Raw genomic sequence first — 21900 nt, 5'->3', positions numbered from 1 at the left:
CGCCTTCAGCGACCCCGCGCCTGAGGTGATGGGCGAAACCCATGCCTTCCTCGCGGTGCAAGGCGGGCGCATCGTCAGCGAGCGCTATTGGCGCGAATATACGGTCGGCGATACCTATCCGTCCTGGTCGGAAGCCAAGAGCATCACGCATGCGCTGGTCGGTATTCTAACGCGGGAAGGCCTGATCGACGTTCACGCGCCCGCCGACGTCCCGGAATGGCAGGCTCCGGGTGACCCGCGCCGCCACATCACGCTCGATCAGCTGCTGCGCATGTCGAGCGGCCTGAAATTCGCCGAGGACTATGTCGATGCCGGCGTGTCCGACGTGATCGAAATGCTGTTCGGCGAGGGCAAGGATGACGTGGCCAGTTTCGCCGCGAACTTTCCGCTCGTGCATGAACCCGGCAGCGCCTGGAGCTATGCTAGCGGCACCACCAATATCGTCGCCCGCTGCGCCGCCCGCGCGCTGGGCAGCTCGGGAGACGCCTTCCGATCGTGGATGTTCCGTGAACTGTTCGAACCGATCGGCGTTCAGTCTGCGCAACCGAAATTTGACGAACAGGGCACCTTCATCGGCTCATCCTTCTGCTACGCTACCGCGCGCGACTTCGCCCGCTTCGGCCTGCTCTACATGCGCGACGGTGTCTGGGATGGCCAGCGCATCCTGCCCGAAGGCTGGGTCGACTATGCCCGCACGCCAACAAACACGCCGCCAGCCGAACCGCTCGGCTACGGCGCCCACTGGTGGCTCGGCCTGTGCGGCCCCGGCAGTTTCTCGGCCAATGGGTATCAAGGGCAGTACACTGTCCTCGTGCCAGAGCTCGACGTCATCCTGGTACGCCACGGCAATTCGATGGATGAACAGGGCGACGAGGTCAGGCGCTGGCTGGCAAAGGTCGCAGACTGCTTCCGCTAGGTACGATTCACGACCGACCCGCCGCCATGTCCCGCGATACCTTGTCGGCGATCATGATTGTTGGCGTGTTCGTGTTTCCCGACACGATTGTCGGCATCACGGAGGCATCGATCACGCGCAGCCCGCCCACGCCATGCACTTTCAGGTCCTTGTCCACCACGGCCAGCGGGTCATCGGCACGTCCCATCCTCGCTGTCCCGACCGGATGGAAGATCGTCGTGCCGATGTCGCCCGCCGCCTTCGCAAGAGACACGTCATCATCCCCAACGCCCGGGCCCGGCAGCATCTCGTCCGGATGGAACGGCGCCAACGCAGCCTGCGCCATCAGGCGCCGTGTCATCCTTATGGCATCCGCCGCCACAGTCCGGTCAGTTTCGGTCGCAAGATAGTTCGGATTGATGAGGGGCTTGGCATCCAGCGCCGCCGATTCGATCCTCACTTCGCCGCGCGACGTGGGACGCAAATTACAGGCGCTCGCCGTAATTGCCGGAAACCGATGCAGCGGCTCACCGAACTTGTCGAGCGATAACGGCTGGATGTGGAACTCCAGGTTGGCCCTGTCCTGCCCCGCATCCGACCGCGCAAAGATGCCCAGCTGCGAGGGCGCCATTGTCAGCGCCCCGCGCCGCCGCACGGCATAGTCCAGCCCCATGCCCATCCGGCCAAGCAGGGAATGATAGGTCTCGTTGAGTGTCCGCGTACCGGACACCCGAAAGATCGCCCGCTGCTGCAAATGGTCCTGGAGGTTCCGGCCCACCCCCTGGCGGTCAATCACAGGGGCGATGCCCGCCGCCTTCAGCCAGTCAGCAGGCCCGACTCCTGAGCGGTGCAGTATCTGCACCGACCCGATCGCCCCGGCGCACAGGATGACTTCGCCCTTGGCCGCGGCCTGTCGGCGCCGCCCGTTCTGCAAATACTCAATGCCCACAGCGCGCCCGTTTTTCATGATCAGCCGATCGACAAGGCAACCGGTTTCGACCCGCAGATTGCTGCGCCGCGATGCCGGTTTCAGGAAGCCCCGCGCCGCCGACCAGCGCAGGCCCCGCTTCTGGTTGACGTGGAAATAACCGACACCCTCATTGTCACCCGTATTGAAATCCTCCGTCGCCGGAACACCCATCTCGCAGGCGGCATCACTGACCGCATCGAGAATGTCCCAGCGGACACGAGGGTATTCGACGCGCCACTCGCCTCCCGCGCCATGGTGTTCGGTGTCGCCAAGGAAATGGTCCTCGATCCGCTTGAACACCGGCAAGACATCCGACCAGCCCCATCCCGGCAAGCCAAGGTCGCGCCAATGGTCATAGTCCGCCGCCTGCCCCCGCATGGAAATCATCGCGTTGATCGCAGATGAACCGCCAAGCACCTTGCCTCTCGGATAGGACAGCTTGCGTCCGTTCAGTTCTGCTTGCGCAACCGTGTCAAACATCCAATCAGATCGCGGATTGCCGATGGCGAAAAGATAACCGACCGGAATATGGAACCATATCCAGTTGTCGCGCCCGCCCGCCTCGAGCAACAACACACGCTTACGCGGGTCCGCTGACAGCCGGTTGGCGGCAACGCATCCTGCCGATCCGGCACCGATAACAATATAGTCGTATTCGCCATCAATCGGGTCTGCAACAGGCAATGGGACGGTCCTTATGGCTTTGCACCTGACTACAGGACGCAAATGCAGTGCGCCAGTCGCAAGCCTTGCCCTAACTCGCGATCCGTCCCGCAAATCGCGCATCGGCCCGCATACGGTTGAGCACCACGCCGATGACATACCCCCCACGTCGCTCGATGGCGAGCTGTGCATTGGCCACCTCCTCGGCACCGGTCGATTCAGCCTGCACGACCAGTACGACGCCGTCAGCTTCACTCGCCACATCCAGTGCTGCGTCCGAGCGGTCCAGCGCCGGCGCATCGACGATGATCCAGTCGGTTGACCGGCGCAGCGCCTGCCACCAGCCCGCCTGCGACCGCAGCCGCACCGTCTGTCCAACCGCCAGCCGTTCCGTGCGAAACCGTGTGACCAACAGCCTTGTCCCGGCCACAGGATGTGCGGTGAGCAGTTTCGCGCTGCCACGCGCTGCCGGCATCAATTCATACATCGGCGCGCATCCGAGCGACGCGTCATAGGCGCGACCGGGCCGCGCCACGTTCTTCGCAAAGCCGATGTCAAACGCATCATAATCCGCATTCTCCGTCAGTTCGAGACTGACCAGCCAGGCCGTCCGTTCGGCATGCTCGGCCGCCATCAAGGCGAACGAGGCCGCCATGCTGCTCGTGCCCTCGCCACTGCGCGCCGCGACAAACATAATAGTGCGGGCGCCCTGCTGCGGCCTCAGGCGCGATGCAACGCTCCACAGCGTCGCCAGATCCGGCCGCAGGTCGCGCATCCTCGCTCAGGCCTCCCCGACAGTCGCGAGCACGGGCAGGTCCAACGTTCGCTCAACCGAGCGCCGCGTGGCAAAGCCTTTACGGGTCAGGGCCTTCAACAGCCCGGCAACAATCGCGGCGAAACAGGCCAGCAAGAAGGCGAGCACCGCCGCGACGGACCGCGTCGCGGTCGGCCGCACCGGTACGCTGGCGGGCTCAAGCACGCGAATGCCATAGAAGCGGCTCACGTTCGCGTCCACATCCTGTCTCACCTCGGACATCAGGTCGCGCTCCAGCAAGTCCCGCTTGCGCATCAATTCCTTGTAGCGCGGCGTGAGGCTGGTGAGGCGGGCCTGACGCGCCTCGAACCCGGCTATCTGCCTTGCAAGGGCGGCCTGCTGGTCTTTCAGGGACGCCGCTTCGGCCTGAAGATCGCCGATAACCGACAGCATCTGTTCATAGCGCGGGTTCGGCCCCGTCCGCACCGTGCCAACAGGTCGGTCCAGCGTATCGATAAAGGTTTCGGCTCGGGCAATGCGCCGGTCCATGTCCTGCACCACAACAGACCCCGGCAAATGGTTGACCAGCAGCGCTTCGCGTTCGAGCTTCATGTCGATCAGCGTCTTCTCGGTCGAGTCCTCGACGAAGAGGCGTTGTTGCGGCCGGATCGCCCTGATCTGCACGCGATAGGCGCCAAGCTGGCTCTCCACCTGCTGGAGACGGGAATCCGTTCCCAACAGGTCTTCACTGGCTGCCTGGTAGAGCGCCTGAACGGTATCACGCTCTGCTTCGAAATTGCTGATGCCCTGCACCTCCAGGAAACCGCCGACTGCGGCTTCAGATTCCAGCAGCCGAGCTTCCAGTGTGGTCCGATCAATCGGTGGCCTGATGGACTGGGGCTGCGCCAACACTTGCGAGCTATAGGCAAGATAGGCGCCGATGAGCGCATTGAGGACCTCTGCGGAAGTTTCCGCGTCTCCATTCTTGTAAGTCGCCGTGATGACGGGCGCCCGCGATGACGCCCAGACCTGGAAGTCCCGCTCCATCGCGTCGGCGCTCATCTGGCGACACTCTGCGGCGAGGCGGCGAAGACCTCCGGCATCGACTCGCACCGCGCGGCTCCTGGCCTCACAGGACTCGTTGAGCGCAGGATACAGGCGCGACATCGGAAACCGGTCGAGCACACGGGCAACAATCACCGGACTGCGCAGGAATTCCAGCTCGGGCTGGACGAGATCGTCATGACTGGCGCCGCTGACCGAAGGCACGATCAGGCGGGAGCGCGATTCAAACTGGTCAGGTCGTGATATAGCCGCCGCGAGGCCTAGTGCAAACACCGGCACGAACACCAGCAGCATCAGCCACTTGGCCCGCCAGAACTGCACAATCAGGTCCGCTGCCCCAAGCCGTGGCCGCGACGCGGATGCCCGCGCCATGCCGTTTTTCGCCGGATCTCGGTTGGGGGCCTCGTTCAAAGGCATGTCGGTTGCGGCTCCTCACAGCGCGTGAAGAATCAAACTCGCACGCTGGCGTTTGATATTTCATTAAGCTTAACAACGGCGCCCGGACAGGAGCATCAGCGTCCGGGCGAGCCGCAAAAGCCTAGTTCATCAGTTTGAGCCACTCGCGGGCTGACTGGAGGGCCTGCTTGACCTCGTCGGACGACATCATGTCGGCCAGTTCGGCGCGCTGGATCTTGGCGTCTTCCATCCCGCGCAGGGCGGCAAGGTTGAACCATTTGTGCGCGGCAATCATGTCGACTTCAACGTTGAGGCCGGTCGAATAGACCAGGCCGGCCTGGTAAAGTTCCTCGGTAGCCGAATCCGGTCCGAGCATCGAAGCGAGGTCTATAGCGTAATCTGCAAAGGGCATTGTCTTGTTCCTGTTTCACCTTGCCGCCGCATCGCCGGGATCATTCCCGTGTCCTGCCTTGGCGACCACCACCCGCCTTGTCCGGCGATGTGTGGAGAGTGCCGTGAGAGATTTGCGTTATAGTTAACGCCAGAGGGCCCAAAGGGGCAGAGTGTTACCGTCCGGAGGCACCCCGTTAACCCTACCCGCTCACAGGCCTCTGACAGCCGCAAAAACCATTTTTACTTTCCGCTCTCGCGACAATCTGGCAAACCGAACCCATGACCGAATATTTCAAACCGATCCCGTACGCGCTGTGGCGCGAAGACAAGGCTGGTTTTGCCGAAGCGCTGGGAAACTCGTTCCGTGAGACGGGCTTTGCCGTCATCGCCGGACATCCCATCGGCCAAGGCGTCATTGACGAGAACCTGCGCGCCACCAAGGCCTTCTTCGCCATGCCGGATATCGCCAAACTCGCCTATGACGGCAAGTCCGGCGGCGGCCAGCGCGGCTACACCGCTTTTGCCATTGAGAATGCAAAGGGCGCCGCCAAGGCAGACCTCAAGGAATTCTGGCACACCGGCCGCCTCCTGCCGCCGAAATCGCCTTACCGCGAAACCATGGCCGACACGCCCAGCGTCGGCGAGATACCGGATTTTGACCGCGCCACCCGCGCCCTCTTCGATGCGCTCGACGACATGGGCCGCGACCTGTTGCGGGCTATCGCGCTGCACCTTGGCCTCGACGAGATGTGGTTCGAGGACCGCGTCGAGATGGGCAATTCCATCCTCCGCCTGCTGCACTACCCGCCGCAGGAAAGCCCGCCACCCGAAGGCACGGTCCGCGCCGGCGCCCATGAAGACATCAATGTCATCACGCTACTGCTCGGGGCCGAGGAAGCCGGCCTTGAGGTCAAGCACCGATCCGGCGAGTGGCTGAGCGTCAACCCGCCACCGGGCGCGCTCGTCGTCAATTGCGGTGACATGCTGCAGCGCCTCACGGCTGGCGTCCTGCCTTCCACCACGCACCGCGTCGTCAATCCATCGCCGGAGCGCGCGAAATTCCCGCGCTACTCGACGCCCTTCTTCCTGCACTTCAACCAGGACGTCGTGATCAAGGCCCTGCACGGTTGCGTCGCCGAAGGCGGCACGGCCCAGCCGCCGATCACGGCGCAGGACTATCTTATGGAACGCCTACGCGAGATCGGGCTGGTGAAAGCCTAGCCCCACGGCACCCCTTGCCTCGCCCTCCCATTGCGCCTGAATAGGTGGCACAGTTCATCAGAAGCTGGCGGCAAGGCAGGAGGAACCCATGTTCAACAATACGGAATGGCTCGCGCAGGTCCGCGAAGACGTGATTGATCCCGATCGCGAGATCGTCGACCCGCACCACCACCTCTGGCCCAAACCGCATCTCAGCTACGACCTCGAGGAACTCTGGTCCGACACCGAAGACGGCCACAACGTGGTCCAGACCGTGTTCATGGAATGCGGTTCATCCTATCGTAGGGATGGCCCGGACCATCTGAAACCCATAGGCGAAACCGAATTCGTGGCTGCAGCTGCCGCCCGCTCCGCCGCCGATCCCGACAAGGCGACCATCGCTGGCATTGTCGGTCATGCCGACCTTCGCCTCGCCAACCTCGATGAGGTTCTCGACGCCCATGTCGCGGCCGCCAACGGCCTGTTCTGTGGCATCCGTCATGCCGGCTCATTCGACCCCCACAAGGACATCTTTTCAATCCCCGGCCGCGCGCCAGAGGGGCTCTACTTCGACACAGACTTCCGCCGCGGCGTCGCGCGCCTTGGTCAGCGCAGCTTCACCTATGACACCTGGAACTATCACCACCAGATTCTTGATTTCGCCGATCTCGCCAGCGCGGTGCCAGACACGACAATGGTGCTCGATCATTTCGGCACGCCTATCGGCGTCGGCCCCTATGCCGACAAGCGCGAAGACATTTTCGCCAAATGGAAAGACGATATCGCCGCCGTTGCCGAGCGCCCGAACGTGTTCGCCAAGATTGGCGGCCTCGCCATGCCCGACAATGGATTCGGCTGGAACACGCGCGCCACGCCGCCCACATCCGACGAATTCGTCGAGGCGCAGGCGCCCTATTACCACCACGCCATCAAATGCTTCGGGCCCGAGCGCTGCATGTTCGAAAGCAACTTCCCGGTCGACCGCCTGTCCATCGGTTATCGCACGCTCTGGAATGGCCTGAAGAAGATTGCCGCCGACTATTCCGAGACTGACCAGACCGCGATGTTCAGCGGCACCGCCCGCAAGATCTACCGGCTCTAGGTGCGCGCGAGCCAGTTCGCCGCGCCTGCGCCTGCGGCCTTGCCTGTCGCAAGACAGGCCGTGATCAGGTAGCCGCCAGTCGGCGCGTCCCAGTCGGTCATCTCCCCGGCACAGAACACGCCCGGCATGTCGCGCAGCATGAGATGCTCATCCAGCGCGCTCCACGCCACGCCGCCTGTGGTCGAGATCGCCTCGTCCAGCGGCGCCGTGCCTGTGATCTTGATCGGCACTGCCTTGATCAGCTTTGCCAGTGCCGAAGGGGCAGCCGGCAGCGGCCCGCCCGTCGCTTCATGCAAGAGTGCCAGCTTCACGCCGGACAGATTGACGCTCTTGCGCAAATGATTGGCCATGGACTGCTTGCCGCGCGGCCGAGCGAGTTTCTCGGCAATCGCGCCGTCATCCATGTCCGGCAGAAGGTCCACGAACAGCGCCGCCTTGCCGTTCCGCGCCAGCCCATCAACGAGTGTCGCCGACAGCGTATAGATTCCGCCGCTCTCAAGCCCGCGCTCTGTAATCACGAATTCAGATCGCGTCTCTTGACGACCGTGCGTACCGTCCGTCCACAGACGCACGGACTTCACCGGATCGCCCGGGAATTTTTCTTTCAGGTGATCCGACCAGTCGACTAGAAACCCGCAATTCGACGGCCCGAACGGCGCCGTCGCCACACCCTTGCCGGCCAGCAAGGACGCCCACGCACCGTCAGACCCAAGACGTTTCCAGCTCGAGCCGCCCAGCGCCAGCACCGTCGCATCGGGTGTCGCCGTCACGGCGCCATCCGGCGTGTCAAACATGAGTGAACCTGTCTTATCCCATCCCTGCCAGCGATGCCGCGGATGCAGAACAGCGCCCATCTCCTGCAACCGGACAAGCCAGGCCCGCAGCAAGGGTGAGGCCTTCATCATCTCCGGAAACACGCGCCCCGTCGGACCGGTATGGGCGGCAATGCCAAGCCCCTGCATCCATTCCGTGATTTCATGCGGCCCGAATGCCTTGACCATCTCTGCCAACCGGGCATCCCCGCGATAGCGCGACAGGAATACGTCCGCATCTTCGGCATGGCTTATATTCAGCCCGCTCTTGCCCGCCATCAGGAATTTCCGCCCGACACTCGGCATCGCGTCATAGATGTCGACATTGATGCCGCGTGCGGTCAGCGCCTCGGCAGCCATCAGGCCGGCCGGCCCCGCGCCAATGATTGCGGCGCCCACCTAAATCAAACCGGCCAGGGGTGAACTCGGGTCGGCATACATTTTCTTCGGCATCCGTCCGGCGAGATAGGCCTCGCGCCCGGCGATCACCGCATGTTTCATCGCGCTCGCCATCAGGATCGGGTCTTTTGCTGCCGCAATCGCGGTGTTCATCAGCACGCCGTCACAACCCAGCTCCATCGCAATCGCCGCGTCCGACGCCGTGCCGACGCCGGCGTCCACAATCACCGGCACGCGGGTCTGTTCCACGATCAGGCGGATGTTGACCGGGTTCATGATGCCGAGACCCGAGCCGATCAGGCTGCCAAGCGGCATGATTGCGCAGCAGCCGGCATCTTCCAGCATCTTGGCGTAAACCGGGTCATCCGAGCAGTAGACCATGACCTCGAACCCGTCCGCGATCAGCGCCTTGGCGGCCTCAAGCGTCTCCGGCATGTTCGGATAGAGCGTTTTCTGGTCGGCCAGCACTTCCAGCTTCACGAGATTCCAGCCACCGGCCTCGCGCGCCAGGCGCAGCGTCCGCACGGCCTCGTCCGCCGTGTAGCAGCCTGCCGTGTTGGGCAGATAAGTAAACTCGTCCGGCTTGACGAAGTCGGTCAGTATTTCCTGGCTCGGGTCCGACAGGTTCACCCGCCGAAGCGCCACGGTAACGATCTCGGCGCCCGCCGCGCGCGCTGCATCGGCGTTCTGCTGGTAGCTCGCATATTTACCTGTCCCGACAATGAGTCGCGACGCATAGGATTTTCCGGCGATGATCAGGGGTGCGTCAGTCATGTCTGCTGATCTGGCCGCGTTGACCCCGTCCGTCAACTCCTCGCCGGTCAACCGCCCCCGACGAACTGTACCAGTTCCAGCCGGTCGCCCTCTTCCAGCACGGTAAAGGCATGTTCAGACTTCGGCACGATCTCCAGATTGCGCTCCACGGCAATGCCGCGCGGGTCGCGTCCCGTGGCCTCCGACAGCTCTTCCAGCAGCATAGAAAGGGTCGTGCCTTGGTTAACCTGCCTTGCCTCACCATTCAGGGTTATCTGCATGTCTGCCGCCTCCGGTTCAAAGCCCCCTTGCCTTGCCGGGCGTTCCAGAGCAAGACGGGGCGCATGTCAAAACCGATATATGTTCTCGGTGGGCCAAACCTCAACCTGCTCGGTACGCGCGAGCCGGAGATTTATGGCTACGAAACACTCGAAGATATCCATGCTCGCCTGCGCAGCCTGTCTGCCGGCGTGCCCATAGAGGCGCGCCAGACCAATCATGAGGGCGAACTGGTGGATTGGGTCCAGGAAGCCTCTCGCGATGGCTCTGTCCTCATCCTCAACGCTGCGGCCTTCACACATACATCTGTGGCCTTGCATGACGCCCTCAGGGCCTGCAAAGTGCCTGTTATCGAAGTGCACCTGTCCAACCCGGCGGCGCGCGAAGCCTTCCGCCAAGTGAATTACGTTGCACCTGTCGCAAAAGCTACGATTGCGGGCCTCGGCGCCTACGGTTATGAGCTTGCGCTTCTGGCAGCCAAGTCCCTGACGGGCCAAGGAGATATTTAGCGTCCCATGAGCACTGCAAAGACAAAACTCGACACCGGCCTCGTCCGGGAACTGGCCGCGATCCTGAGGGAAGCGGACCTCGGCGAAGTCGAAATCGAGCATGACGGCCTGAGAATCCGGGTCAGCAAGCCGGCTGCACCTGTGATGCAAAGCGCGGTCATGGCCGCGCCCGTCGCTGCCGCCCCGGTCGCCGCTGCTGCAGCCCCTGCCGCTGCAGGCGCGCCCGCGGCACCTGCCGTGTCGGACAATGCGATCAAGTCGCCCATGGTCGGCACCGTCTACTTGTCCCCTGAACCGGGCACGAAACAGTTCTTCAATATCGGTGACAAGGTCAAAAAGGGCGACACGCTGATGCTTGTCGAAGCCATGAAAACCTTCAATCCGGTCGAAGCCGACCGCGCCGGCACCCTGACGGCGCTTTACGTCACCGACTCGCAGCCGGTGGAATTTGGCGAACCGCTGGCCCTGATTGAATAGCATGGCCGAGCAACGCACGATCAAGAAGGTCCTGATCGCCAATCGCGGCGAGATTGCCCTGCGAATTCACCGCGCCTGCAAGGAAATGGGCCTCATGACGGTTGTGGTTCACTCCACCGCCGACCGGGACGCCATGGCCGTACGCCTTGCCGACGAAAGCGTCTGCATCGGCCCGCCGCCCTCATCGGAAAGCTATCTCAAGAAATCCCAAATCCTCGCGGCCGCCGAAATCACTGGCGCCGATGCGATCCATCCCGGCTATGGCTTCCTGTCGGAAAACGCCCAGTTCGCCGAAATGGTCGAGGCTCACGGCCTCGCCTTCATCGGCCCGACCGCCGAGCACATTCGCATCATGGGCGACAAGATTGCCGCCAAGGTCGCGATGATCGAGGCCGGTGTGCCTTGTGTGCCCGGCTCCGAAGGCGCGTTGACCTCAATTGCCGAGGCCAAGAAGGCCGCCAAGAAGATCGGCTTCCCGGTCCTCGTGAAGGCTTCTGCCGGTGGCGGTGGTCGCGGCATGAAGCTGGCAAGAACCGAGGCCGACCTCGAAAATGCGGTAAAAACCGCCAAGACCGAGGCCAAGGCCGCATTCGGTGACGACGCTGTCTATCTCGAGAAATACCTTGAGGGTCCGCGCCATATCGAAGTCCAGATCATTGCCGACACGCATGGCAACGTGGCCCACCTCTGGGAGCGCGACTGCTCGCTCCAGCGCCGCAACCAGAAAGTCTTTGAGGAAGCCCCGTCTCCCGCTCTCAACCAGGCCCAGCGCGAAGAAATCGGCGGCATCTGCGCCCGTGCCATGAAAGAGCTCGGCTATCGCGGCGTTGGCACGATCGAGTTTCTCTATGAGGACGGCAAGTTCTACTTCATCGAAATGAACACCCGCCTGCAGGTCGAACACCCAGTCACCGAGATGATCACCGGCATCGACCTCGTGCGCGAGCAAATTCGCATTGCCGAAGGCAAGGAGCTGTCCTTCCGCCAGGAAGATGTGATGCTCGTCGGCCACGCCATCGAGTGCCGAATCAATGCCGAACACCCTGAAACCTTCGTACCTTCACCTGGCCTGATCACGGATTTCCATGCCCCAGGCGGCCCGGACGTGCGTCTCGATAGCGCCGCCTATGCCGGTTACCGCATCCCGCCGCATTACGATTCGCTGATCGGCAAGCTCATTGTGCACGGTCGTACACGCAGCGAATGCATCATGCGCCTGCGCCGTGCGCTGGCCGAAATGGTCGTCGGCGGCGTCTTCACGACGCTCGACCTCCATCGCCGCCTCGTCGACAATGAAGACGTGCTGGCTGGGAACTACAATATCCACTGGCTCGAAAAATTCCTCGCCGAGAACAAGAGCACGGCCGAATAAACCGCAGGCCTTCACAACAGCTGGCGCAGTCTGCCCCATGGACAGGCGCGCCAGCGAAATTCATATTCAAATCATGTCATCGCGCTTCGGAACCCAGGATCTGCTCGCCTGCTATCGCCGGGGCGTCTTTCCGATGGCGGATTCGCGTGATGATCCGAACCTCTTCCTCGTCGATCCGGACTTACGTGGCATCCTTCCCCTCGACGCCTTCCATATCCCCCGGCGCCTGAAGCGCACCGTGATCCAGGAACCTTACCGCGTCACCGCCGACACGGCGTTCACACGCGTCATGGAATTTTGTGCCGAGGAAGGCGCCGGGCGCGAAAGCACCTGGATCAATTCCGCGATCCTCAATCTTTACAGTACTCTTCACCGCGAGGGGCACGCCCATTCCATCGAATGCTGGGACGGCGACCAGCTCGTTGGCGGACTATACGGCGTCGCGATTGGCGGAGCCTTTTTCGGCGAGAGCATGTTTTCGCGCGCCACCGATGCGTCAAAGATCGCGCTGGTTCATCTCGCTGCCCGTCTGATCGCCGGCGGCTACACACTGCTCGACGCGCAATTCCATAACCCGCATCTCGAACAATTCGGATTGATCGAGATTCCACGTGCGGATTTCAAGGCGCGCCTGCGCGACGCGCTGACGGTCGCGGCGGATTTCTATTCCGGGGTCGGTTCAGTATCCAGCGACGGCGGGACATCGTCCAGCAGCGGCTCGTCGGCCGGCGCGATGACGGGCGTCGGCAGCTTCACCGGAGTTGGCGCGGTACAGCGGATCACCCAGATATCATAGACTGAGTGCTCCAGCGCGCTGAGGCCGGGCGAAGATGCATACATCCAGCCCGAGAAAAGTTCCGGGTTCTCTTCGCTCACCGTTTCCACCACATCGGCCGACACGGCAGCGTCCATTGTTTCGACGGCAACAGGTTGCGTCGAATGTATTTTCAGGAAAGCCGCGCTCTCCGGCGCCTCTTCAGGCGGGGTCTGGTAACAGGCCTTCAGCTCCACTCTAAGCGAACCGAACACGACCGGTTCACCGACCTTCACGTCAATGTCCGTCGAACGCCCGGTGATCTTGTCCAGGGCCCGCAACGTTGCCGTGTTCTTCTGGTCGAAGGTCGCCGCGTGCGCAGCGCCGATCAGGCTGAGGCCAAGCGCGGTTGCAGCAAGGAATCGGATCATTGTCCGTCATCTCCGGCAGGATAGGGATCGTCAGCGGGCACCACAGCCGGCTCGGATGGCGTTACGGTCTGGGGAGCGGCTGACGGCGCGGGCTTCGGGGCCGGCTGGGCGACGGGCTCAGACGCAAGCTCAGGTGCGGCGTCCGGTTGCTCTGCACTCTCTGCCGTATCTCCACCACCACCACCACCGGCTGCGAACGAGGCAAACAGGGTCAGCAGGTCAACGCTACCACGTGTATACTTGATTTCGCCGGTGCCATCCTGGGGGATCGTGTCGAAGCCGCCGCCCGGTTCGAGGCCGATATAGCTACCGCCAAGCAGGCCATCCGTCGAAATCCGCGCATCGGTGTCGTCCGGAAGCTCCCATTTCTTGTCGAGCGACAACGTCAGCACCGCTTCGAATCGCGTCGGATCGCCTTCGATCGATTTGACAACGCCAGCCTTTACGCCGGCGATGCGCACGTCGGATCCGCGCGAGATTCCGGACACATTGTTGAACCGGGCCAGCACATTGTATTGGTCACCCTTGGTTTCGGTATCGCCGCCAACGGCGAGCGAGAACCAGAGGAACACGGCGGCAACGACCACAACCAGCGCGCCGACAAGGGTTTCGAAGAACGACTCACGCATCGGGTGTCCAGGCCTCGTAATCGCCGTCGGACTTCTGACGTCGGGCGCCTTCCGACAGGCTGCCTTTGGGTTTCACCGCGTAGGGCGTGCCGGTCATGTTAGGCGTATGATCCGTTTCCCAGTCGCGCCGCTCCAGCGGCATGTGGGTCGGAGGCTCGTTCACCGTATAGTGCAGCCAGCCATGCCAGTCTGCCGGCACTTTCGACGGTTCGGCCAGGCCCTTGTACATCACGTACCGGCGGTGGCGCCCTTCGAGCGACGCCTTGCGATCCTCGAAATAGCGATTGCCATATTCGTCGGTACCGACATAGCCGCTGCGCCGCTTGATATCGAATGAGGCGCCCACGGTGATACCGCTCCACCAGGTGAAAATCTGCTTCAGCATTGTCTGCCTGTCCTGACGTGACTTGATGGCCGCAATATGGCGTCAGTCGGCCTGTTAATCCAGACCGCCACGGCAGGCAATGCGCGGCATCCGCCCGATGCGCCAGCCCATGCGCCAATACAGCTGACTCAGCAGCCAATCTGGCTTAGCATCGCCGGTCTGGACATCATGGTGAAAGAGGCAGGTCGCATGAACGTGAACGGCAAACTCATCGTGATTGCCGCCTTGGTCGCCACGGCCCTTGGCGCATCGAGCGAGGCGCAGACCCGCCCCGAATCGCACGACAGGGCGCCAAAATATCGCGTTTCACCCTATTTTGTCTTCGACGACGCACGCACGAATACCGTGCGTGCCGACGGTGCCATCGTCCAAAACGGCGCGCCAGCGCCCATCTCACTCAACAATGGCACTGGCCAGTTTGCACTGGCAGGCGGTCCGGACGGCGAAGCGATCAACGCGGTCCTTGCGGACGCGAATGGCGACGGCGCACCCGATTTGGCGATTGCCCGGCGAACGGGCGTGAGCCTCCTCATGCCCGGCGACGGCAGGGGCGGCTTTGGCCTTGCGACACCGCTGACGGGCACAGAATCCGGCGCCACTGGGATCGCTGCAGCGGACGTGGACGCAGATGGAGATACAGATTTCGCGATCACCCGCGGGGACGGACAGGACTGCCTCATCCTGCTCAATGATGGCCAGGGCCAGTTCATACCACGCCCCGTAGACGGCAGCGCGGGCAGCTATGCCCAAATCCTGCTTGAAGACGTCACGGGCGACGCCCGGATCGATCTCGCGCTCTATGCCTTCGACGGCGACAGTCCGTTGTTCACAGGCGACGGCACCGGGCAATTCAGGCGCGCCGGCAGTCTCGACGCCCCGGACCAGCCCGTGGACGTCACCGGCCGGGCCGATCCGTTCGCCGATCCCACCCTGCCAAACCCGGGCGAGTACGAGCTCCCGTTCCGCATTCTGGTCACGCCCGTTCTAGACGGCAGGACAGAATTCACCCCGGGTATCGCGCTCAACGATTCGAACGGTGACGGCCTGCCAGACCTGATCTTCGGGAATCCAGCCGAATAAGCGCCAGATTCGGCCGCCATCCCCACAATAATCCACCTCCGGCAGTTGAAGCTGCGCGCCGCACCCGTCACGCTCTGCGTGAGTGATTCGCGAAGGAGCCGCTTATGCCTGACCAAAGCCGGGACGAAATCCTGATCGCCGCCGAATCCGATGGCCTCATATCGCCCGAGGCGGCATTCGGCACGCTCTGCCGGGCTGCCGGGCTTACACCCGCTGACATGACGCCCAAGGCCCTCGACGGGCTCGCCGCGTCGGCCTCAGCTGCCAACCTGCAGAGCGTGTCACAGCTTGCGCTCGCCGAAATGCTTGAACGCCTCGGGCCTGCCCCACGCAATGCCGATCTGGCCGAGGCCCTCGCTTCAGGCCTGCCGCAGGACCTGCTCGAAGAAGCCCTGCGCCTGCCCGGCGGCATCCTGCGCACCGCTGGCGCCCTGCGCGCCGCCGCTGTCGATACGCCAGCGCCGCCGCCCGCCGTCTTCACCTCTCATCCCGTCGACTTCGCGCTTGAGGCATCCCTGCTGGCTGCGCTGAAGGAAGGTGCCGAGATCGTCTTCCTGCAAGACGCCCTGCCGCCAGCCGCTACGCCCGCCCGGCTGGTCGATGTCTCGCAAGCCGTCAGCCCGGACGGTTTCGAGGACGGATTCCTCATCTCCGCCGCAGAAGCCGCTGCTGCTGACATGAAAGACGGAATCATCGTCGTCACCGGCCTTGGCGCCGCCGTCATGGCGCTCGGCCTCGATTATGCCTCCGATGCTGGCATCGCCGCTGGCGCCGCCATGGCGGCCCTCGTTCGCTCCGCTGCGACCGGCGCCGCGTTCAGCGCGAGCCATGCCAAAGCGCTCGGCCTCCAAGCCCGCAAGTCGGGCAGCAAGCGCCCGTGCTGCGTCATGATCCTGCCCGTCAGCGATCCGATGGCGGCCCTGCCCGACTGCGAAAGCGACGCCGCCGCACCGGTCCGCGCCGTGCTCACCTATGGCGACGACGCGCCCAGCCTCACCCGCGCCGCGCGAATCGGTCTTGCAGCGCGTGCGCCCGAAGCCCTGCCTGGCGTGCTCGACCGGATATCCAATTCAGGCACGCAGGATCTCGAAACTGCGCTCGGCATCGCGCGCTTGCGCGACCGGGGCTTCACCGAAGCCGCGCTCGACCGGGTCGGCCGCGCGCTCGGCGAGGGCCTGCCACTCAACGCCGCCTTCTCGCGCTGGGTGCTCGGCGACGAGATCATCTCGCACGACCTGAAACTCACGCCCGAGAATTTTGATGCAGACGGGCGCGGCGTGCTGTCTGCCATGGGCTTTTCCCGCGCGGACATCGCCAAGGCCGAGGCCGCCCTTGACGGCGCGGGTGAGGCCATCGCCGCACGCGCGCTGCAGGAATGCGGTTTCGTGATCGACGTGTCGCCAGCAGACGAAATCCGCTTTGCTGTCGCCTGCAACAAGGCGCTGGGCGGCGGTGTCGTCGTATCGGTCAGTGCCCGCGCCGGCCTCGACATGGCGGAAGCCGTCATCGCAGACGGCCTGTCCGCCCATCTGGCCGGCCATCGCACGCCCGCCGGCGAAGACGTCCGTGACCGGATGGAGCATATTCTCTCCCTGGCCGAGGAACTCGCCGACGAGGCCGACCTCCCGCAATCCTCGCCGGAATTTCACGAAGCCCGGTCCGCCACCCGCACCCGCCTGCCCGACCGGCGCAAGGGCTATATCCAGAAAGCCACCGTCGGCGGCCACAAGGTCTATCTCCACACCGGCGAATTCGACGATGGCCATCTCGGCGAAATCTTCCTCGACATGCACAAGGAGGGCGCGGCCTTCCGCAGCCTGATGAACAATTTCGCCATCGCCACATCAATCGGCCTGCAATACGGCGTCCCGCTGGAAGAATTCGTCGATGCCTTCGTGTTCACCCGCTTCGAGCCAGCCGGCCAGGTCACTGGCAACGACCGCATCACTCGCGCCACGTCCATCCTCGACTACATTTTCCGGGAACTGGCCGTGTCCTATCTTGGCCGCGACGATCTTGCCGAGGTCGACGTCACACATGATGGGCTTGGCCGCGGCGCAGGCGACGCCACACGCGAACCGGCCGCCTTCACCGAAGAAGCCGCCCAGATCATCTCGCGCGGATTCTCCCGTGGCCACCTGCCCGACAATATTGTCATCCTCGACAAGCGCCGTGCCGAGAAACAGGCCGAATCGGATCTCGACGCAGACGCCGAGGAACTCGAATCGCCCGCCTATCTCGAACAGGGCTGTGAATCCTGTAGCAGTTTCACGGTTTTCGCGATCGGCGAAGACGGCGACACATCCTGCGACACGTGTGGCGAAGAAGGTCGCGTCTCCAAATAATCACGCCGGTTTCGGAGCCGTCTTTTGTCAGCTCACGTAAGGGAAAGGTCTGCGCGACAGTTTGGCAACACTTGGTGCGCTTCTGCAGTTGTTACGGTTTGTTCAGTATAGCAGGATAAGACAACGCGATATTCTGGGTTCATGAGTGGTATGCCTTTTCGCCTGAACCTGGTTGCCGTGATCGCCCTATTGGGCGTGTCGGTCCCTGCCATTGCGCAGGGCAAGCCGGTCGCGTGGCAACCCGGCTATGTCGGCTCGTGCGGCGGATGCAATCTCGCCGGTCGCAACATGTCCGGCTGGACGCTCAGCGGGGCGAGCTATCCCGGTGCCAATCTCGAATTCGCCTTCATGCGAGGCATCCAGGCCGCCAGCGCCAATTTCGAAGGCGCCAATGCGTCCGGCGTTGACCTGCGCACGGCTGTCCTGACATCCGCCCGTTTTTCCGATGCCGTCCTGTCGAATGCCCGCCTGATGGGCGTCCAGGCCACCGGTGCCGAGTTCCGCAAGACCATTCTGCGCGGGGCCAACATGCAGGGCGCGCTGATGGTTGGTGCCAATTTTTCGGAAGCAGACCTGGGCGAGACCCAACTCGATGAGGCTGACCTCTCTGGCGCAAACCTCACTGGCGTGAAGTTCGACAAGGCCGTGATGAAGGCAACCATCCTCAATGGCGCCAACATGACGGGCGTCATGATGACCGGCGCGGATGTTGCCGGTGCCTCGTTCCGCGACGTACGGTTCATCGCAGCCGACCTGTCCGGCATGACCCATCATGACTTGGCAAACTTCACCGGCGCCTGCAGCTCGATCGACACGCTGATGCCCCCCGGCCTGCTGCTGCCGCTTTGCGGTGACGTCATCACGGCGGCCAACGTTTCGGCGCAGTAATTCATCGCCACACTTCGAGCGCTCATCCTGAGCGAAGTCGAAGGACGGGCGCTTTTGTTGAAATCCTGGGACAGACCCCCACCCAACCTCCCCCTTTCAGCGGGAGGAGTTCGTTTCTGCGGCGCCGATCTCTCCACTTGGGACAGTCTGTTCTCCCCCTGGAGAGGGGGGGGGTAGGCCCCGCGCACCAAAACCTGCATGTCCTCTATAAGGAGCGACAAGCCTCAGGTTTTCGCCTGAGGCGCGAGCCGGATGTTCAGCTCTTTCAGCTGCTTGTCATCGACCGGGCTCGGTGCGCCCATCAACAGGTCGCGCGCCTGCTGGTTCATCGGGAACAGGATCACGTCACGCAGGTTCTCGACCTCGGCCAGCAGCATCACGATCCGGTCAACGCCCGGTGCAATCCCGCCATGCGGCGGCGCGCCATAGCGGAACGCATTCAACATGCCTCCGAACTTTTCCTCCACCACTTCCGGACCATAACCGGCCAGTTCGAACGCTTTCAGCATGAGGTCAGGCCGGTGGTTCCGGATCGCGCCGGATGACAGCTCGATGCCGTTACAGACGATGTCATACTGGTAGGCCTTGATGTCGAGTTGCTTCTCCACCGTGTCGGCTGCCAGCAGCTTTTCCATGCCGCCCTGCGGCATCGAGAACGGGTTATGGCTGAAATCAACCTTCTTGTTGTCTTCGTCCCACTCGTACATCGGGAAATCGATGATCCAGCAGAAGCGGAAGATGCCGGGCTCGATCAGGCCAAGCTCCTCGCCGATCCGCGTGCGGGCCGCGCCAGCCAGTTTCACGGCATTGGTCTTGTCGCCAGCGGAGAAGAACAGTGCGTCGCCGGCTTTCACGCCAGCCGTCTCGGCCAGCGCAGCAAGCGCCTCAGGCGCAAAGAACTTGGCGATCGGGCCGGTGCCCGTCAGCTTGCCGTCATCTTCCACGAAGCGGATATAACCGAGGCCGGGCGCCTGCATCTCTTTCTTGGCCCAGGCATCCATCTTGTCGAAGAAGCTGCGTGGCTGCTCGGCCGTGTTCGGTGCCGGGATGGCGCGCACGATACCGCCGCCGTCGACAATCTTCTTGAACACGCCCAGCGTCACGTCTTCGCGCGTCACCACGTCGGACACGTCGCAGATGATGATCGGGTTGCGCAGGTCCGGCTTGTCGGAACCGTATTTCAGCATCGCTTCGGCAAAGGGGATATGCACGAACGGCTCGTCCGGCACGGTACGGCCCTTGCCGTCCCAGTCGGCGAATTCCTCGAATACGTCGCGCAACACAGGTTCGATCGCGTTGAACACGTCTTCCTGCGTGACAAAGCTCATTTCGATATCGAGTTGGTAGAATTCGCCCGGGCTGCGGTCAGCACGCGCATCCTCGTCGCGGAAGCAGGGCGCGATCTGGAAATAGCGGTCAAAGCCCGACACCATCAACAGCTGCTTGAACTGTTGCGGCGCCTGCGGCAGCGCATAGAACTCGCCCGGATGAATCCGGCTCGGCACCAGGAAGTCGCGTGCGCCTTCCGGACTGGAGGCCGTCAGGATCGGCGTCTGGTATTCGGTAAAGCCCCCGGCCACCATGCGCTGGCGCAAGCTGGTGATCACGTTCGAGCGCAGGATCATGTTCTTGTGCAGCGTCTCGCGGCGCAGGTCGAGATAACGGTGCTTGAGCCGGATGTCTTCCGGATAGTCCGGCTCGCCGAACACGGGCAGCGGCAGCTCGGCTGCCTCGGACAGCACTTCCACCGCCCCGGCCACCATTTCGATCTCGCCGCTGCCAAGGTTCGCATTCACCAGGCTCGCATCGCGCGCCACGATCTTGCCCTTGATGGACAAGACGCTCTCCGTGCGCAGGCGCTCGACCGTCTCGAACCCGGGCGCGCCCGGGTTGAACACGACCTGCGTCAGGCCGTAATGGTCGCGAAGGTCAATGAACATGACACCGCCATGGTCGCGGCGGCGGTGCAGCCAGCCGGACAATTTAACGGTTTCGCCCACGTGGGACGCGCGAAGTTCACCGCATGTATGGGTGCGATAGGCATGCATCGGATCGTTTCTCCGGAAAGGCAGTCATTAGAAATCAGGGGCGCAAGGGCATTTAAGCCCTTTCACTTGTCAAGGGCCTGCGATACGCAACCCGATCATGACTGACAACTCCTTGACTCCTATTACTGAGCAGTCGGCGCTCGAAGACCTGTGCGGCAAACTCGCCGAATCGGACTTCATCTGCGTCGATACCGAATTCCATCGGGAAACCACCTACTGGCCGGAGCTCTGCCTCGTGCAGGCCTCCGCCCCCGGCGTGGAAGGCCTGATCGACCCGCTGGCCGAGGATCTGGACATCGGTCCCTTCCTCGACCTGATCGCGGCCGACAACCGGGTGAAAGTGTTCCACGCCGCCCGGCAGGACATCGAAATCTTCAATCGCCTCATCGGCCATCCGCCCGGGCCGATCTTCGACACCCAGATCGCCGCCATGGCGCTCGGCTTCGGTGATTCGATCTCCTACGACAATCTCGTCCAGCGCGTCGTGCGCCGCCAGATCGACAAATCCAGCCAGTTCACCGACTGGATGCGCCGTCCGCTCAGCCAGAAACAGCTCGTCTATGCCCTCGGCGACGTCACACATCTGCGCGACATCTACCTGATCATGCGCGAGGAACTCGAGAAGACCGGTCGTATGGGCTGGGTGCGCGAGGAAATGGCGGACCTCGAAGATCCGGTCAAATACGACACCGACCCGATGAAGGCCTGGCAGCGCCTGAAACTGCGCAAGCCCAAGAAGGATTAGGCCGCTGTGGTTGTCGCCGTCGCCGCCTGGCGCGAACGCCTCGCGCAGGAACTCGACAAGCCGCGCCGCCGCATCCTCAAGGATGATGCCATCCAGGAAATCGCCGCCCAGAAGCCGCGCAATGAAGGCGACTATGGCCAGCTGCGCGCCGTGCCCAGCGGCTTTGTCCGCTCGAAACATGGCCAGAGCCTGATGGATGCCGTCACCGATGCCATCGACAATCCGGACAAGTACGCCCCCGAGCTGGAACCGCGCGTGCAGAACGCCCAGATTCCCGCCGGCGCGCCGGAATTGCTGAAGGTCCTGCTCAAACATGTCAGCGACGAGCACAATGTCGTGCCGCGCCTTATCGCCAATGCGGCGGACATCGACCGCATCGCACGTGGCGAGACCAGCGAAGATATCGGTGCCATGACCGGCTGGCGCTTCGACATGTTCGGCAAAAAGGCCCAGGCCCTGCTCAATGGCCAACTCGCCGTCTCGTTCGAAGGCGGCGAAATCCGGCTCTTCGACGTCTGACAGGCGCCGATCCCACTTTCCGGTCGACGCTCGGGAT

20 protein-coding genes and 2 pseudogenes are annotated in these 21900 nt (G+C 63.1%); 11 read left to right on the top strand and 11 right to left on the bottom strand.

The genetic code is table 11. From position 1 onward, the window contains the following. The coding region (locus tag ACESNB_RS14155; protein WP_373008407.1) for a serine hydrolase domain-containing protein at positions 1–916 on the top strand (916 nt) is incomplete at its 5' end. 7 nt (positions 917–923) lie between these two features. Here ACESNB_RS14155 and ACESNB_RS14150 read toward each other — a convergent pair. The 4 genes from ACESNB_RS14150 to ACESNB_RS14135 form a co-directional block, all read right to left on the bottom strand. Next, positions 924–2549: a GMC family oxidoreductase gene (locus ACESNB_RS14150; RefSeq protein WP_373008405.1), complete on the bottom strand. Its 1626-nt coding sequence runs from the start codon at positions 2547–2549 to the stop codon at positions 924–926. 70 nt (positions 2550–2619) lie between these two features. Then, positions 2620–3303: a hypothetical protein gene (locus ACESNB_RS14145; RefSeq protein ID WP_373008403.1), complete on the bottom strand. Its 684-nt coding sequence runs from the start codon at positions 3301–3303 to the stop codon at positions 2620–2622. A gap of 6 nt (positions 3304–3309) precedes the next feature. Then, entirely contained in the window at positions 3310–4764 is a 1455-nt protein-coding gene (locus ACESNB_RS14140) for a GumC family protein (RefSeq protein ID WP_373008401.1), read from the bottom strand. Positions 4765–4885: 121 nt separating this feature from the next. Beyond that, a complete protein-coding gene (locus tag ACESNB_RS14135; RefSeq protein ID WP_373008399.1) occupies positions 4886–5155 on the bottom strand; it encodes a hypothetical protein in 270 nt (89 codons plus the stop codon). Positions 5156–5415: 260 nt separating this feature from the next. Here ACESNB_RS14135 and ACESNB_RS14130 point away from each other — a divergent pair, with 260 nt between their 5' ends. Together ACESNB_RS14130 and ACESNB_RS14125 are read left to right on the top strand one after the other, a co-directional pair. Continuing rightward, positions 5416–6357 carry an isopenicillin N synthase family dioxygenase gene (locus ACESNB_RS14130; RefSeq protein WP_373008397.1) on the top strand — a complete coding sequence of 314 codons (942 nt, stop codon included), beginning with the start codon at positions 5416–5418 and terminating at the stop codon, positions 6355–6357. A gap of 88 nt (positions 6358–6445) precedes the next feature. Beyond that, complete coding sequence (locus ACESNB_RS14125; RefSeq protein ID WP_373008395.1) at positions 6446–7438, top strand: amidohydrolase; 993 nt, start codon at positions 6446–6448, stop codon at positions 7436–7438. On the opposite strand, the gene ACESNB_RS14120 is transcribed toward ACESNB_RS14125, so the two are convergent. From ACESNB_RS14120 to thiS, 3 genes are read right to left on the bottom strand one after another with little or no spacing between them, the layout of a single operon-like run. After that, on the bottom strand, positions 7435–8649 hold the full coding sequence (locus tag ACESNB_RS14120) for a TIGR03862 family flavoprotein (RefSeq protein ID WP_373008393.1): 1215 nt from the start codon (positions 8647–8649) through the stop codon (positions 7435–7437). The genes ACESNB_RS14125 and ACESNB_RS14120 overlap by 4 nt on opposite strands. Further along, the gene (locus ACESNB_RS14115) at positions 8650–9423 is read right to left on the bottom strand and encodes a thiazole synthase (protein ID WP_373008391.1); all 774 of its coding nucleotides are present in this window, start codon (positions 9421–9423) and stop codon (positions 8650–8652) included. A 47-nt stretch (positions 9424–9470) separates the two neighbouring features. Beyond that, positions 9471–9683 (bottom strand): sulfur carrier protein ThiS, encoded by a 213-nt coding sequence (gene thiS, locus ACESNB_RS14110; protein WP_373008389.1) that lies wholly within the window; start codon positions 9681–9683, stop codon positions 9471–9473. A 63-nt stretch (positions 9684–9746) separates the two neighbouring features. Here thiS and ACESNB_RS14105 point away from each other — a divergent pair, with 63 nt between their 5' ends. The 4 genes from ACESNB_RS14105 to aat all read left to right on the top strand — a co-directional run bounded on the left by ACESNB_RS14105 (position 9747) and on the right by aat (position 12835). Beyond that, complete coding sequence (locus ACESNB_RS14105) at positions 9747–10190, top strand: type II 3-dehydroquinate dehydratase (protein ID WP_340691686.1); 444 nt, start codon at positions 9747–9749, stop codon at positions 10188–10190. Positions 10191–10196: 6 nt separating this feature from the next. After that, positions 10197–10667, top strand: coding sequence for an acetyl-CoA carboxylase biotin carboxyl carrier protein (gene accB / locus ACESNB_RS14100; protein WP_373008387.1), 471 nt, complete (start codon positions 10197–10199; stop codon positions 10665–10667). 1 nt (position 10668) lies between these two features. Then, positions 10669–12039 (top strand): acetyl-CoA carboxylase biotin carboxylase subunit, encoded by a 1371-nt coding sequence (accC, locus tag ACESNB_RS14095; protein ID WP_373008385.1) that lies wholly within the window; start codon positions 10669–10671, stop codon positions 12037–12039. A 73-nt stretch (positions 12040–12112) separates the two neighbouring features. Beyond that, positions 12113–12835, top strand: a complete 723-nt coding sequence (gene aat / locus ACESNB_RS14090) for a leucyl/phenylalanyl-tRNA--protein transferase (RefSeq protein ID WP_373008409.1) — start codon at positions 12113–12115, stop codon at positions 12833–12835. 35 nt (positions 12836–12870) lie between these two features. Here aat and ACESNB_RS14085 read toward each other — a convergent pair. From ACESNB_RS14085 to ACESNB_RS14075, 3 genes and pseudogenes are all read right to left on the bottom strand, one after another. Beyond that, positions 12871–13224 (bottom strand): annotated as a pseudogene (locus tag ACESNB_RS14085) (DUF2155 domain-containing protein); the annotation flags it as partial. Next, positions 13221–13853: an outer membrane lipid asymmetry maintenance protein MlaD gene (gene mlaD, locus ACESNB_RS14080; protein ID WP_373008383.1), complete on the bottom strand. Its 633-nt coding sequence runs from the start codon at positions 13851–13853 to the stop codon at positions 13221–13223. The gene mlaD and the pseudogene ACESNB_RS14085, both read right to left, overlap by 4 nt. Next, positions 13846–14238: an NADH:ubiquinone oxidoreductase subunit NDUFA12 gene (locus ACESNB_RS14075; protein ID WP_373008382.1), complete on the bottom strand. Its 393-nt coding sequence runs from the start codon at positions 14236–14238 to the stop codon at positions 13846–13848. The genes mlaD and ACESNB_RS14075 overlap by 8 nt, the downstream gene beginning before the upstream one ends. 36 nt (positions 14239–14274) lie before the next feature. Between ACESNB_RS14075 and ACESNB_RS14070 the strand changes: the two genes are divergently transcribed. The 3 genes from ACESNB_RS14070 to ACESNB_RS14060 all read left to right on the top strand — a co-directional run bounded on the left by ACESNB_RS14070 (position 14275) and on the right by ACESNB_RS14060 (position 18551). After that, the gene (locus ACESNB_RS14070) at positions 14275–15318 is read left to right on the top strand and encodes an FG-GAP-like repeat-containing protein (RefSeq protein ID WP_373008380.1); all 1044 of its coding nucleotides are present in this window, start codon (positions 14275–14277) and stop codon (positions 15316–15318) included. A gap of 104 nt (positions 15319–15422) precedes the next feature. Then, positions 15423–17663 carry a hypothetical protein gene (locus ACESNB_RS14065; protein ID WP_373008378.1) on the top strand — a complete coding sequence of 747 codons (2241 nt, stop codon included), beginning with the start codon at positions 15423–15425 and terminating at the stop codon, positions 17661–17663. Positions 17664–17804: 141 nt separating this feature from the next. Then, positions 17805–18551, top strand: a complete 747-nt coding sequence (locus tag ACESNB_RS14060; protein ID WP_373008376.1) for a pentapeptide repeat-containing protein — start codon at positions 17805–17807, stop codon at positions 18549–18551. 224 nt (positions 18552–18775) lie between these two features. Here ACESNB_RS14060 and aspS read toward each other — a convergent pair whose 3' ends face one another. Then, on the bottom strand, positions 18776–20599 hold the full coding sequence (gene aspS / locus ACESNB_RS14055) for an aspartate--tRNA ligase (protein WP_373008374.1): 1824 nt from the start codon (positions 20597–20599) through the stop codon (positions 18776–18778). 97 nt (positions 20600–20696) lie between these two features. On the opposite strand from aspS, the pseudogene rnd reads away from it, so the two are divergent. Beyond that, positions 20697–21863 (top strand): annotated as a pseudogene (rnd, locus tag ACESNB_RS14050) (ribonuclease D). Positions 21864–21900 lie beyond the last annotated feature (37 nt).

This window comes from Hyphomonas sp., assembly GCF_041689225.1.
Lineage (GTDB): Bacteria > Pseudomonadota > Alphaproteobacteria > Caulobacterales > Hyphomonadaceae > Hyphomonas.
The sequence above is the reverse complement of the archived record's forward strand: the minus strand, read 5'-3'. Positions and strand labels throughout refer to the sequence as shown.

What these genes read in the sequence shown, in the direction of transcription:
- ACESNB_RS14145 (WP_373008403.1), bottom strand. Translation starts at nt 3,303, where the DNA reads ATGCGCGACCTGCGGCCGGATCTGGCGACGCTGTGGAGCGTTGCATCG.
- aat (WP_373008409.1), top strand. Translation starts at nt 12,113, where the DNA reads ATGTCATCGCGCTTCGGAACCCAGGATCTGCTCGCCTGCTATCGCCGG.
- ACESNB_RS14140 (WP_373008401.1), bottom strand. Translation starts at nt 4,764, where the DNA reads ATGCCTTTGAACGAGGCCCCCAACCGAGATCCGGCGAAAAACGGCATG.
- mlaD (WP_373008383.1), bottom strand. Translation starts at nt 13,853, where the DNA reads ATGCGTGAGTCGTTCTTCGAAACCCTTGTCGGCGCGCTGGTTGTGGTC.
- ACESNB_RS14070 (WP_373008380.1), top strand. Translation starts at nt 14,275, where the DNA reads ATGGCGTCAGTCGGCCTGTTAATCCAGACCGCCACGGCAGGCAATGCG.
- aspS (WP_373008374.1), bottom strand. Translation starts at nt 20,599, where the DNA reads ATGCATGCCTATCGCACCCATACATGCGGTGAACTTCGCGCGTCCCAC.
- ACESNB_RS14065 (WP_373008378.1), top strand. Translation starts at nt 15,423, where the DNA reads ATGCCTGACCAAAGCCGGGACGAAATCCTGATCGCCGCCGAATCCGAT.
- ACESNB_RS14075 (WP_373008382.1), bottom strand. Translation starts at nt 14,238, where the DNA reads ATGCTGAAGCAGATTTTCACCTGGTGGAGCGGTATCACCGTGGGCGCC.
- ACESNB_RS14125 (WP_373008395.1), top strand. Translation starts at nt 6,446, where the DNA reads ATGTTCAACAATACGGAATGGCTCGCGCAGGTCCGCGAAGACGTGATT.
- accC (WP_373008385.1), top strand. Translation starts at nt 10,669, where the DNA reads ATGGCCGAGCAACGCACGATCAAGAAGGTCCTGATCGCCAATCGCGGC.
- ACESNB_RS14060 (WP_373008376.1), top strand. Translation starts at nt 17,805, where the DNA reads ATGAGTGGTATGCCTTTTCGCCTGAACCTGGTTGCCGTGATCGCCCTA.
- thiS (WP_373008389.1), bottom strand. Translation starts at nt 9,683, where the DNA reads ATGCAGATAACCCTGAATGGTGAGGCAAGGCAGGTTAACCAAGGCACG.
- ACESNB_RS14130 (WP_373008397.1), top strand. Translation starts at nt 5,416, where the DNA reads ATGACCGAATATTTCAAACCGATCCCGTACGCGCTGTGGCGCGAAGAC.
- ACESNB_RS14115 (WP_373008391.1), bottom strand. Translation starts at nt 9,423, where the DNA reads ATGACTGACGCACCCCTGATCATCGCCGGAAAATCCTATGCGTCGCGA.
- accB (WP_373008387.1), top strand. Translation starts at nt 10,197, where the DNA reads ATGAGCACTGCAAAGACAAAACTCGACACCGGCCTCGTCCGGGAACTG.
- ACESNB_RS14135 (WP_373008399.1), bottom strand. Translation starts at nt 5,155, where the DNA reads ATGCCCTTTGCAGATTACGCTATAGACCTCGCTTCGATGCTCGGACCG.
- ACESNB_RS14105 (WP_340691686.1), top strand. Translation starts at nt 9,747, where the DNA reads ATGTCAAAACCGATATATGTTCTCGGTGGGCCAAACCTCAACCTGCTC.